Genomic DNA, 12243 nt, shown 5'->3' with positions numbered 1-12243 from the left:
CCGAGTGAGACGGCCGCGAGACCGGCCGGCGAGCGGCCGGGGCTGGTCGACGCAGACCCACTGGGGACGGAAGTCCTTCACCACTGGGTCTTTCGGCGTGTTCTCGGTACTCGTGAACGGTATCACAAACTATTTGATGAGAGCTTTACCATGTTCGTGTGGCCCCTGTCACACCGATGGCCCAGCAGTGCCGCCGAACGGGTGAAGCAGATGGAGCAAGGAAGTTGAGGCTACGTCAGCTCGGTGACAGCACCGCCGCCGCCGGCGCCGCGGTCAGCGCTGCGGGTGCTCGCCGACCGCGCTCGCGCCGGTGCCCAGCCGGCCGAGCAGCTCCTGGTCGTTCATCGAGAGCTCGGCCATCGCGGGCAGCTCCTCGTACAGCGGGCCGACCGGCGCCGCGCTCGGGGCGCTCGGCGCCTGCTGCGGCTCGGCCACCCGCGCGGCCGCGGCCCGGGCGCCCTTGCGGTAGCGCGGCGGCACGAAGGACTGCACGGCGGCCGGCGCCTTGGGGCGGAACCACGGCAGCAGCAGCACCACGATGCCGACCAGGCAGAACCCGGCACAGGTCAGCACCACGGTGCGGCCGGTGTCGGTGAACGAGAAGGCCACCGTGCCGAAGGCGATCAGCGCGGCCCAGAAGTACATGATCAGCACCGCGCGGCTGTGCGAGTGGCCGATCTCCAGCAGCCGGTGGTGCAGGTGCTGCTTGTCGGCGGCGAACGGCGAGCGCCCGGCCCAGGTGCGGCGCACCACCGCGAGCAGCAGGTCGGCCAGTGGCAGCGCGATCACCGCCAGCGGCAGCAGCAGCGGGATGTAGATCGGCACCAGGATGTGGGTGGTGACCGTCTGCGAACCGCCGGCCTGGGCGGTGATCAGGTCGGGGTCGACGCGGCCGGTCACCGAGATCGCCGAGACGGCCAGCATCAGGCCCAGCATCATCGAGCCGGAGTCGCCCATGAAGATCCGGGCCGGGTGCAGGTTGTGCGGCAGGAAACCCAGGCACATGCCGATCAGCAGGGCGCTGAACAGCACGGCGGGCGCCGCCTCGCTGATCGAGTAGACGTACCAGAGCCGGTAGGAGTAGAGGAAGAAGGCCAGCGCGGCGATGCACACCATGCCGCCGGCCAGCCCGTCCAGTCCGTCGATGAAGTTCACCGCGTTGACCATGACGACCACCAGGGCGACCGAGATCACCATGCCCAGGGTCGGGCTGAGCGCGACCGGGCCGACCCCGGGGACCGGGATCGAGATGACGGTGATGCCCTGATAGACCATCACGCCGGCGGCGATCATCTGGCCGCCCAGCTTCACCAGCGCGTCCACGCCCCACTTGTCGTCCAGCACGCCGAGCACCCACATGATGCCGACGCCGGAGAGCAGTGCCTTGATGTCGGAGGAGTCCTGGTGGAACACCTTGCCGAGGTTGTTCAGCTGGAAGGCCACCAGCAGCCCGGCGCAGAGACCGCCGAACATGGCGATGCCGCCCAGCCGCGGGGTCGGCTCGCGGTGCACGTCGCGCGCCCGGACCGGCGGCATCGCGCCGGCGATGATCGCGAACTTGCGGACGGGGCCGACCAGCAGGTAGGTGACGGCAGCCGTGCAGAAGACCACGAGCAGGTACTCACGCACCGCCGGCCTCCTTCCGCGCGCGCAGCCGGGTACGTACGGAAGGTACTTCCGCACGGCTGAGGGGTTCGAGGTGCGTCGCCACGGCACCCACCTTATTGAGTCGGACGAGCGTGGCGTGCATCGCGGTTCGGTCTAACGGTCGCCGGTTGCCCCGAACTCGCCGACCAGCTCCCGCACCCGGGCCGCCGCCGGGGCCGGCGCACCCCCGCTGAGCAGGGCTCCGATCAGTTCGCCGACCTCCGCGAGCTCGCCGGCGCCGAGTCCGAGGGCGGCCGCCGCGCCGGTGCCGAGTCGGATTCCCGAGGTCTCCGCGGCCGGCGCCGGGTCGAAGGGCACCGCGCACTTGCCGAGCAGCAGGCCCGCCGCCGCGCAGCGCCGCTCGGCCTGCGCCCCGGTGAGCCCCAGCGGGGCCACGTCGGCGGTCACCAGGTGGGTGTCGGTGCCACCGGTCAGCGGGCGGGCACCGGCCCGCTCGAGGGCGGCCGCCAGGCCGCGTGCGCCGTCCACCGCGCGCCGGATGTACGCGCCGAACTCCGGCGTGCCCGCCTGCGCGAACGCGACCGCCTTGGCCGCCACCTCGTTCATCGCCGCGCCGCCCTGGGTGAACGGGAAGACCGCCCGGTCCACCCGATCGGCCAGTTCCGCGGTGCAGAGCAGCAGCCCGCCGCGCGGGCCGCGCAGCAGCTTGTGGGTGGCGGCCACCACCACGTCCGCGTACGGCACCGGGGAGGGCACCACGCCCGCGGCGACCAGACCGGTGATCTGCGCGGCCGTGGCGACCAGGTAGGCGTCCGCCTCGTCGGCGATCTCCCGGAAGGCCGCCCAGTCCAGCTGCCGGGGGTAGGAGATCGAGCCGGCGATGATCGCCTTCGGCCGGTGCGTCCTGGCCAGCTCGCGGACCTGGTCGAGGTCGACCAGCCCGTCCGCCTCGCGCACCCCGTAGCCGATCACGTCGAACCAGCGGCCGGAGAAGTTGGACCGCGAACCGCAGGACAGGTGCCCGCCGTGCTCCAGCGACATCGCGAGCACCGTGTCGCCCGGCCGCAGCAGCGCCGCGAAGGCCGCCAGCATCGCCGAAGTCCCGGACCTGGGCTGGACGTTGGCGTGATCGGCGGCGAACAGTGCGCGGGCCCGGGAGATCGCCAGCAGCTCGGTGGCATCCGCCACGGCGCAGCCCGTGTGGTGCCGGTGGCCGGGATAGCCCTCGGCGTACTTGTCGATCAGCGGGCCGGCCAGTGCGGCGCGGACGGCCTCGGTGGCGAGGTTCTCCCCCGCCAGCAGCTGCAGGCTGTTCGCCCGCCGCTCGGCCTCCGCCGAGAGCAGGTCGGCCAGTTCGGGATCGGCCGCGCGCAGCGCCGTCGGGGGCTCCCAGACGTGGCGTGCTTCGAGACCGTGCGCGGCATCGGTGAGGGTCATGGCGGCGCTCCGGGGCCGTTCGGGCGGTGGAGTCCAGCCTAGGACCGCCAGGGCCGCTGGGCCTGATGACGCGGAGCCGGTACGCCCGTCAGGGCGGTCACCACCGGGTCGAGCGCGTGGAATATCTCCTCGCCGCAGTTGCGGAACATGCCGATCGGCGCACCGTACGGGTCGCCCACCTCGTCCGCCTCCGGCGAGGAGGCCAGCAACCAGCCGCGCAGCGCGGCGGCCGCCCGGACCAGGGCGCGGGCCCGCTCGGTGACCTCGGCCCCCGAGCCCACCTCGGGCAGGGTGGCCGGGTCTATCGACCGGACCAGCCGGGTGAACTCCTTGAGCGTGAAGGTGCGCAGGCCCGCCGCGTGCCCCATCGAGATCACCTGGGCGCGGTGGTCCAGGGTCGCGGTGAGCACCAGGTCGGCCTCCACCACGTGCTCGTCGAGCAGCTCGCGTCCGGCGAAGTTTCGGCTGTCCACGCCGTACTCACCGAGCACGGTGGCCGCGTGCGCCTCCATCGGCGCGCCCTCGTGCCCCCAGGTCCCGGCGCTCTCCACCACGATCCGCCCGGCCGCCCGCTCGCTGAGCCGGGTGTCCAGCTCATGACGGGTCAGCCGCTCGGCGATCGGCGAGCGGCAGACGTTGCCGGTGCAGACGAAGAGGATCCGGAAGTAGTCGGAGGGGCGCGGGGAGACGGCGACGTAGGAGGGCAGCCGGTCGTGGAGCGAGGCCGTCAACTGCCGGCCTCCAGGTCGGGGACGACCTCCCTCAGCTGCTCGATGCTCACGGCACCCGCGCGCAGCAGGACCGGCACCTTGCCGGTGACGTCGACGATGCTGGAGGCCAGGCCGTGCTCGGCCGTGCCGCCGTCCAGGTAGATCGCCACCGAGTCGCCCAGCTGGGACTCGGCGTCCTCGCAGTGGGCCGGGGCCGGCTGGCCCGACTTGTTGGCACTGGAGACGGCCAGCGGGCCGGTGGTGTTGAGCAGTTCGATGGCGACCGGGTGCAGCGGCATCCGGACCGCGACGGTGCCGCGGGTCTCCCCCAGGTCCCAGCGCAGCGAGGGCTGGTGCTTGGCCACCAGGGTCAGGCCGCCCGGCCAGAAGGCGTCGACCAGCTCCCAGGCCTGCTCCGAGAAGTCGGTGACCAGACCGTGCAGCGTGGTGGGCGAGCCGACCAGCACCGGCGAGGGCATGCTGCGGCCCCGGCCCTTGGCGGCCAGCAGACCGGCGACGGCCTCCGGGTTGAAGGCGTCCGCACCGAGCCCGTAGACGGTGTCGGTCGGCAGCACGACCAGCTCGCCCCGGCGGATCGCCGAGGCGGCCTCGCGCAGCCCGGTTGCACGGTCGCCTGCGTCTGCACAGTCGTAACGGCGGCTCATCGGAGCAGTCCCCTCTTCGGAGTCACGGTGGAGTCTGAAGTCACGGCGAAGTCTGAAGTCACAGCGAGGTCTTGCGGGCTGTCGTACTGCGCTTATGGTTCACGACCTCGCCCTTCGGGCTGTCGTGAAACGCGGCCGGCCGTTGAGATCCCGGTGGTCGGCCGTGTCCGTCCAGCCGCCCTCCTCGTTGAAGATCCACGGCACCTGCCCGCCCTGGGTGTCCGCGTGCTCGATCACTACCGCGCCGCCGGGGCGCAGCAGCCGGGCCGCCACCCGTTCGATGCCGCGGATCACGACCAGGCCGTCCTCACCGGAGAAGAGCGACATCTGCGGGTCGTGGTCGCGGGCCTCGGGCGCCACGTACTCCCACTCGGTCAGCGGGATGTACGGCGGGTTGCTGATCACCAGGTCGAAGCGGCCGTCCCAGGAGCGGTCGTCGGCGAAGGCCTCGGTGGCGTCACCGGCGTGCAGGGTGATCCGGTCGCGGTCGGGGCTGGCCTCGATGTTGCGGCGGGTGTAGCGCAGCGCGCCCTCGTCCAGCTCGAAGGCGTGCACCGTGGAGCGGGGCAGTTCCTGGGCCAGGGCGAGGGCGATCGCGCCGGAGCCGGAGCACAGGTCGACCACCAGCGGCTCGGCCACGTCCATCTCGCGGACGGCCTCTATCGCCCACTCCACGACCGTCTCGGTCTCCGGGCGCGGCACGAAGACACCGGGGCCCACTTCGAGCTCCAGGTAGCGGAAGAAGGCCCGCCCGGTGATGTGCTGCAGCGGCTCGCGGGCCTCGCGGCGCGAGATCGCCTCCCAGTAGCGGGCGTCGAAGTCGGCGTCCGGCACGGTGTGCAGCTGGCTGCGCTTGACGTGGTGGATGTGTGCGGCGAGCTCCTCCGCGTCGAAGCGCGGCGACGGCACGCCGGCCGCGGCCAACCGCTGGGTGGCCTGGGCCACCTCGGCGAGCAGCAGGTTCATCCGTACGTACCCCTCTGCGGTGGTTACTGCTCTTGCGCCGCGGCGAGCTTCGCGGCGGCGTCGGCGTCCACGGCGGACTGGATCAGCGCGTTCAGGTCGCCGTCGAGGACCTGGTCCAGGTTGTACGCCTTGAAGCCGGTGCGGTGGTCCGAGATGCGGTTCTCGGGGAAGTTGTACGTCCGGATCCGCTCGGAGCGGTCGACCGTGCGGACCTGGCTGCGCCGGGCGTCGGAGGCCTCCTGCTCGGCGGCCTCCACCGCTGCGGCCAGCAGTCGCGACCGCAGGATGCGCATCGCCGACTCCTTGTTCTGCAGCTGGCTCTTCTCGTTCTGGCAGGAGGCCACGATACCGGTCGGCACGTGGGTGATCCGGACCGCGGAGTCGGTGGTGTTGACCGACTGGCCGCCGGGGCCCGAGGAGCGGTAGACGTCGATCCGCAGGTCGTTCTGGTGGATCTCGACCTCGACCTCCTCGGCCTCCGGGGTGACCAGCACGCCGGCGGCGGAGGTGTGGATCCGGCCCTGCGACTCGGTGGCGGGGACCCGCTGCACCCGGTGCACGCCGCCCTCGTACTTGAGGCGGGCCCAGACGCCCTGGCCGGGCTCGGTCATGCCTCTGGTCTTCACGGCGACCGAGACGTCCTTGTAGCCGCCGAGGTCGGACTCGTTGGCGTCGATGATCTCGGTCTTCCAGCCCACCCGCTCGGCGAACCGCAGGTACATCCGCAGCAGGTCGCCGGCGAACAGCGCGGACTCCTCGCCGCCCTCGCCCGCCTTGACCTCCAGGATGACGTCCTTCTCGTCGTTGGGGTCACGCGGCACCAGCAGCAGCCGCAGTTCCTCGGTCAGCTCGCCCTGCCGCTTCTCGGCGGCCTTCGCCTCGGCCAGGAAGTCGGGGTCCTCGGCCGCGAACTCGCGGGCCGCGACGATGTCCTCGCCGGCCTGCCGCCAGGCCCGGTAGGTGCGGGTGATCGGGGTCAGCTCGGCGTACCGCTTGGACAGCTTGCGGGCGTTGGCCTGGTCCGCGTGCACCGACGGGTCGGCCAGCCGCTCTTCGAGGGCGGCGTGCTCGATGAGGAGCTCTTCGACTGCCTCGAACATGGGGGTTGGCCTACTTCCCGTGGGTACCGGTGTGGGGGGTGGGGAACCTGCTGGAGACTGCTGGGCCTGCTGGACCTGCTCGCACGGCGGGGAACCGCCGGAGACGCCAACGGCGCCGGCCCGGACGCCCCCGCGTGAAGCGGGGACGCCAGAGACCGGCGCCGCGTGAGCGCTAGGACCGGTTGCCGCTGAGGCCCTTGCCGAAGCGGGCCTCGAAGCGGGCCACGCGGCCACCGGTGTCGAGGATCTTCTGCTTGCCGGTGTAGAACGGGTGGCAGGCCGAGCACACCTCGGCGCGGATCACGCCGGAGGTCTCGGTGGAACGGGTGGTGAACTCGTTGCCACAGGTGCAGGTCACGTTGGTGACCACGTACGTGGGGTGAACGTCGGGCTTCAAGGGATGCTCCTAGGTATCGGGAGGGCACCGGGTCGGCGGCGTGTTGCCGCACGTGAACCGGGACCGACGGACCAGTCTGCCAGCACTGACCGCTTCTTCCCAAACCGGTGGGGCCCCGGGGATATTCCGCCGCCTCAGGAGTGGGCCGCGGACGGCCCCGCGGCGCCGGCGGCGGCCGAGCTCCTGGGATCGGCGGGGTTGACCGGCTGGCTGCTGACGATCGCCTGCGGCACGCCCTGGTCGACCCGCAGCGCGGTCCACACCTGCCCGGCCTGCGGCTGCTGGGCCACCACCCGGTTCGGGTCACTGGGCGCGGTGACCACCGGCATGGTGACCATGGTCAGCTGGTTGGTGCCGATCCCCTTGAGCTCCTCGCCCAGGCCGGTCAGCGCGCTCACCGAGGCCAGTTGGGAGTCGGTGGTGATGGACTTGGTCAGGCTGTCGCCGATGGTGAAGAGCTTGGCCGGGTTGCCGAACATCCCGATCGAGCCGATCTGCCTGATGATCGACTTCACCATCTCCTTCTGCAGCTCGATCCGGCCCAGGTCGCTGCCGTCCCCCACGCCGTGCCGGGTGCGCACGAAGGCCAGTGCCTGGTCGCCGCCCAGGTGGGCGGTGCCCGCCTTGAGGTCCAGGCCGCTGTCCTGGTCGTGGATGTCCACCGAGGTGGTCACGGTGACGCCGCCGATCGCGTTGATGAAGTTCGCGAAGCCGGCGAAGTCGATCTCGACGAAGTGGTTCATCCGCAACCCGGTGAGCTGCTCGGTGGTCTTCACCGCGCAGGCCGCGCCGCCGACCTCGAAGGCGCTGTTGTACATCGCACCGGTGGCGGCGGGCACCGGGCTGCCGTTGGCGGCGGTGCAGGCGGGCCGGTTCACCAGGGTGTCACGCGGGATCGAGACCACGGTGGCGGCCGAGTGGCTCTGGTTGACGTGCACCACCATCGCGGTGTCCGAGCGGGCGGTGCCGTCGGTCGCACCGCCGGCCAGCGAGCCGTTCGCCCCCGACCGCGAGTCGGAGCCGAGCACCAGCACGTTGAACGAGCCGTTGGTGGGGGCCGAGGGGCGATTGCTGCCGAGCTGGGAGTCGATGTCGACGCTCTTGATGTTCGAGTTCCACCTCCAGTACACGTAGCCGGCCGTGCCGGCGCCGGCCAGCACCAGGGCCAGGGCGGTGAAGCCCGTCGCCCGCAGCACTCTGGCCCTGCGGGTGCGCACCTTGCGGCGCCTGCCCGGGGTGGGGTTCTGCTCTGCCTCGGCCATCGGTCCAGGTCCTCACGTCGGTCGGCCGCGCTGGCTGACCTTTTGAGGATAGATGAGGCATTAGGGCCTTATGTCCCTTTCCTGTCACAGGCCCCTCCGGTCCCACCGCACGCACGAACGCCGCGGGCGGCCACTGGAACCCAGTGGCCGCCCGCGGCGCTGATCCGAGGGACCGTCAGTCACCCGACCCCGGCGTGGTCTTGGCGATCTGCATCAGGAACTCGGCGTTGGACTTGGTCTGCTTCATCTTGTCCAGCAGCAGCTCGATCGCCTGCTGCGAGTCGAGCGCGTGCAGCACCCGACGCAGCTTCCAGGTGATCGCCAGCTCCTCGCTGCCGAGCAGGATCTCCTCCTTGCGGGTGCTGGACGCGTCCACGTCCACCGCCGGGAAGATCCGCTTGTCGGCGAGCTTGCGGTCCAGCCGCAGCTCCATGTTGCCGGTGCCCTTGAACTCCTCGAAGACCACCTCGTCGGCCCGCGAGCCGGTCTCCACCAGGGCGGTGGCCAGGATGGTCAGCGAGCCGCCGTTCTCGATGTTGCGCGCGGCGCCGAAGAACTTCTTCGGCGGGTAGAGCGCGGTCGAGTCGACACCACCGGACAGGATGCGGCCGGAGGCGGGGGCGGCCAGGTTGTAGGCACGGCCCAGACGGGTGATCGAGTCGAGCAGGATCACCACGTCGTGGCCCAGCTCCACCAGGCGCTTGGCGCGCTCGATGGCCAGCTCGGCGACCACGGTGTGGTCCTCGGCCGGACGGTCGAAGGTCGAGGAGATGACCTCGCCCTTGACCGAGCGCTGCATGTCGGTGACCTCTTCCGGACGCTCGTCGACCAGGACGACCATCAGGTGGCACTCGGGGTTGTTGCGGGTGATCGCGTTGGCGATCGCCTGCATGATCATCGTCTTGCCGGTCTTCGGCGGGGCGACGATCAGACCACGCTGGCCCTTGCCGATCGGCGACACCAGGTCGATGATCCGGGTGGTCAGCACGCCCGGGTCGGTCTCCAGGCGCAGCCGCTCCTGCGGGTAGAGCGGGGTGAGCTTGCCGAACTCGGGGCGGTTGCGGCCGCTCTCCGGGTCCATGCCGTTCACCGAGTCCAGCCGCACCATGGCGTTGAACTTCTCGCGGCGCTCGCCGTCACGCGGCTGGCGCACCGCGCCGGTGATCGCGTCACCCTTGCGCAGGCCGTTCTTGCGGACCTGGGCGAGCGAGACGTAGACGTCGTTCGAGCCCGGCAGGTAGCCGGAGGTGCGCACGAAGGCGTAGTTGTCCAGGATGTCCAGGATGCCCGCGACGGGGATCAGCACATCGTCGTCGCCCACCTGCGGCTCGGCCACGGCGCCCTCGAAGCCGTCGCGGCGCCCGCCACGGCGGTTGCGGTCGCGGTAGCGGCCACGGCGGCCGCGGCGACCGTCGCCGAACTCGTCGTCGTCGTAGCCGCCTTGCTGGGCGGCGGGCTGCTGCTGGGCGGCGGCGGGCTGCTGGGCGGCCGGCTGCTGGGCACCCTGCTGGCCACCGTCCCGGCGGTCGGCGCGGTCCCGGCGGCTGCGCCGGTCACGGCGCGACTCGCGACCGTCGGCGCTCTCGCCCTCAGCGCTCTCGGTGCGATCAGCACGATCGGCGCGGTCCGTGCGGTCCGTGCGGTCCGTGCGGGTCTCGGTGCGCTGCTCGCCGCGGTCGCGGCGCTCACGGCGGTCGCGGCGGCCATCGCGCTGCTCGTCGCGGCTCTCGGAGCCGCGGGTCTGCTCGGTGCGGGTCTCGGTGCGCGCCTCGGCCGGCTCGGCGGCGGTCTCCGCACCCACCGCGGTGGAGACGGGGGCCTCGACGGCGGTGGGGGCGGTGGGGGCACCGGCCGCGGCGGTGGCCCGGCGGCGGCCGCGCTCGGCCCGCGCCGGAGCGGTGGTGTCGGGGGCGGCCTGGCCCGGGATCTCGATCTGGGCAGGCGCCTCGGCGACGGCCGCGGCAGCGGTGGCCCGGGTCCGGCGGGCCGGCTTCTCGGCCGGCTCGGCGGCGGGGGTGCTCTCCTTGGCGGCCGCCTTGGCCGGCGCCGGAGCGCCGGCGGAGGCGAGCAGCGGGTCGCCGCCGCTCTTCTCCTTGATGGCCTCGATGAGCTGGCTCTTGCGCATCCGCCCGGTGCCGCTGATGCCGAGCGTCGAGGCGAGCTTCTGAAGCTCGGCCAGGACCAGACCGTCAAGGCCTGCGGCAGCGGTGCGGCGGCGCTTGACCGGCGCCGCGGGGGCGGCGGGCGTGTCCGTCGCGTCGGCGTCCGGGCGCGCGCCCATCAGATCGGTGGTGTCGCTCACTAAGGGTCCTTCCCTGGAGCGGACGTCGGCCTGTCTGGCTCGGCGACCGGTTGTGCTGTCTGACCTGCGCTCTGCTGTGCACAGGTCCGATGCGGTGGTCCCTCCACCACGGCGGGGCCGGCTGGGGGGAGAGGTGCGAAGTGCGGTGCACGAGGCACGGTGGTGCGAAAGGCACGGCGGGCGGCCAGTTGGAACAGCACCGCATGCCGACCGCGCTGCCTGCGAAACCCGGGCCCCCGTCGCGTGACGGTCTCCCGCGCTCCGCCCGTTCGGGCCTCAGCTGGAGGCCGGCCCAGGCGGGTGAGGGTCAGGGATCCGACACGGCTTCGGGATGCGGCCGCAATCGCGCAGGCAGGCTGCGTACGCGCTGTGGCGGGCTCCCGGAGAATCGTGGTCCCCGACAACGCCGTGATCCCGCGGCAGCGGGCTCAGAGGAGGGGGACGCGGTGCACCGGGCCCCACGGGGCGCCTGATGCAGCATTGAGGTTAACACTACCGACCCCCTCACACATTCCCCAGCCTGGTGCTTGCCAATCGTGTCCCTCCCGCCGGCCGGACGCCCGCCCAATTGGGCGCACGGCCGTGCGGTCGCCGACCGTGCCGGTAGCGCACGGCCTGGCCTGCGGCAACGGTCATCCGTCCAACGGCAGGACGCCCGCTCCGTCACGGTCGAGCCGAAGCCGGTGGGCTGCGAACGACTCGCCTGCGAACTGCAGCAGCTTGTCCGCGCCGGCCTCGTCGCTCAGCGCGAGCACGGTCGGACCCGCACCGGAGATCACCGCCGGCACGCCCTCCGAGCGCAGCGCGGCCACCAGGGCGGCGCTGTCCGGCATCGCGGCGGCGCGGTAGTCCTGGTGCAGCCGGTCCTCGGTGGCGGCCAGCAGCAGCCCCGGGCGCCTGGTCAGCGCCTCCACGAGCAGTGCGGAGCGGCCGGCGTTGGCGGCCGCGTCGGCCAGCGGGACGGTCTTCGGCAGCAGGCCGCGGGCGGTCTCGGTGAGCACCTCGGTGCTCGGGATGAAGACCACCGGGACCACCTCGGCGGCCGGGTCCAGCCGGACCGCCCTGGCGCTGTCCTCGTCGGTCCAGGCGATGGTGAACCCGCCCGCCAGGCAGGCGGCGACATTGTCCGGGTGGCCCTCCAACTCGGAGGCGAGAGCCAGCATCGCGGCGTCGTCGAGGGCGGCGGGGCCACCGATGGTGACGGCGCGGGCGGCGACGATGCCCGCGCAGATGGCGGCCGAGGAGGAACCCAGGCCACGCCCGTGCGGTATCCGGTTGGCGCAGACCACCTCGAGGCCGCGCGGCTGCCCGCCGAGCCGGTCGAAGGCCGCACGCATCGCGCGGACCACCAGGTGACGCTCGTCGCGGGCGAGCGTCTCGGCGCCCTCCCCCGCGATGTCCACGGTCAGCCCCGAGTCGGCGACCCGGACCACGATGTCGTCGTAGAGGCCCAGAGCGAGTCCGAAGGCGTCGAAGCCCGGGCCCAGGTTGGCGCTGGTCGCGGGGACCCGCACCCGGACGGCGGCGGCACGGAACGCGGGAGGGGCCATGCGGTGGACTCTCCTGAGGAGTGAGGCAGGCCCGTCATGGGGCCCTGCGGTGGTACGGCGGTGGGGGGTGTCAGTGCGCTGCGTGCGGCTCAGGCCCGCCCCGCGGGGCAACGGCCGAGCCATTGGCATGTGCCACACCGCCAGGGTTCAGCGTATCGAAGAGAGGTTCCACAGCGGTACACCCCGCTCCCTCTCGATCTACCGTGTTGCAGGTTATGGCCGGAATCCGGCCCGAATCGGCGTCAC

Annotated in this window: 10 protein-coding genes; all 10 read right to left on the bottom strand. The window is 72.3% G+C overall.

The window, feature by feature from the left end:
- Positions 1 to 273 precede the first annotated feature (273 nt).
- The 10 genes from ABH937_RS15070 to thrB all read right to left on the bottom strand — a co-directional run bounded on the left by ABH937_RS15070 (position 274) and on the right by thrB (position 11997).
- Positions 274 to 1629 carry an MraY family glycosyltransferase gene (locus ABH937_RS15070; protein ID WP_280687422.1) on the bottom strand — a complete coding sequence of 452 codons (1356 nt, stop codon included), beginning with the start codon at positions 1627 to 1629 and terminating at the stop codon, positions 274 to 276.
- 132 nt (positions 1630 to 1761) lie between these two features.
- Complete coding sequence (gene glyA / locus ABH937_RS15065; protein ID WP_280687423.1) at positions 1762 to 3045, bottom strand: serine hydroxymethyltransferase; 1284 nt, start codon at positions 3043 to 3045, stop codon at positions 1762 to 1764.
- A 38-nt stretch (positions 3046 to 3083) separates the two neighbouring features.
- Positions 3084 to 3752: a protein-tyrosine-phosphatase gene (locus tag ABH937_RS15060; protein ID WP_280687998.1), complete on the bottom strand. Its 669-nt coding sequence runs from the start codon at positions 3750 to 3752 to the stop codon at positions 3084 to 3086.
- Positions 3753 to 3772: 20 nt separating this feature from the next.
- Positions 3773 to 4420, bottom strand: a complete 648-nt coding sequence (locus tag ABH937_RS15055; RefSeq protein WP_280687424.1) for an L-threonylcarbamoyladenylate synthase — start codon at positions 4418 to 4420, stop codon at positions 3773 to 3775.
- 99 nt (positions 4421 to 4519) lie between these two features.
- Positions 4520 to 5386: a peptide chain release factor N(5)-glutamine methyltransferase gene (prmC, locus tag ABH937_RS15050; protein WP_280687425.1), complete on the bottom strand. Its 867-nt coding sequence runs from the start codon at positions 5384 to 5386 to the stop codon at positions 4520 to 4522.
- Positions 5387 to 5409: 23 nt separating this feature from the next.
- Positions 5410 to 6486 carry a peptide chain release factor 1 gene (prfA, locus tag ABH937_RS15045; protein ID WP_280687426.1) on the bottom strand — a complete coding sequence of 359 codons (1077 nt, stop codon included), beginning with the start codon at positions 6484 to 6486 and terminating at the stop codon, positions 5410 to 5412.
- A gap of 172 nt (positions 6487 to 6658) precedes the next feature.
- On the bottom strand, positions 6659 to 6883 hold the full coding sequence (gene rpmE / locus ABH937_RS15040; RefSeq protein ID WP_280687427.1) for a 50S ribosomal protein L31: 225 nt from the start codon (positions 6881 to 6883) through the stop codon (positions 6659 to 6661).
- A 134-nt stretch (positions 6884 to 7017) separates the two neighbouring features.
- Positions 7018 to 8145: an LCP family protein gene (locus ABH937_RS15035; protein WP_370218425.1), complete on the bottom strand. Its 1128-nt coding sequence runs from the start codon at positions 8143 to 8145 to the stop codon at positions 7018 to 7020.
- Between the two features lie 175 nt (positions 8146 to 8320).
- A complete protein-coding gene (gene rho, locus ABH937_RS15030; protein WP_370218423.1) occupies positions 8321 to 10447 on the bottom strand; it encodes a transcription termination factor Rho in 2127 nt (708 codons plus the stop codon).
- Positions 10448 to 11079: 632 nt separating this feature from the next.
- On the bottom strand, positions 11080 to 11997 hold the full coding sequence (gene thrB, locus ABH937_RS15025) for a homoserine kinase (RefSeq protein WP_280687430.1): 918 nt from the start codon (positions 11995 to 11997) through the stop codon (positions 11080 to 11082).
- Positions 11998 to 12243: the final 246 nt, after the last annotated feature.

The organism is Kitasatospora sp. GAS1066B, assembly GCF_041262605.1.
Lineage (GTDB): Bacteria > Actinomycetota > Actinomycetes > Streptomycetales > Streptomycetaceae > Kitasatospora.
This window is presented reverse-complemented; position numbering and strand designations above follow the sequence as displayed.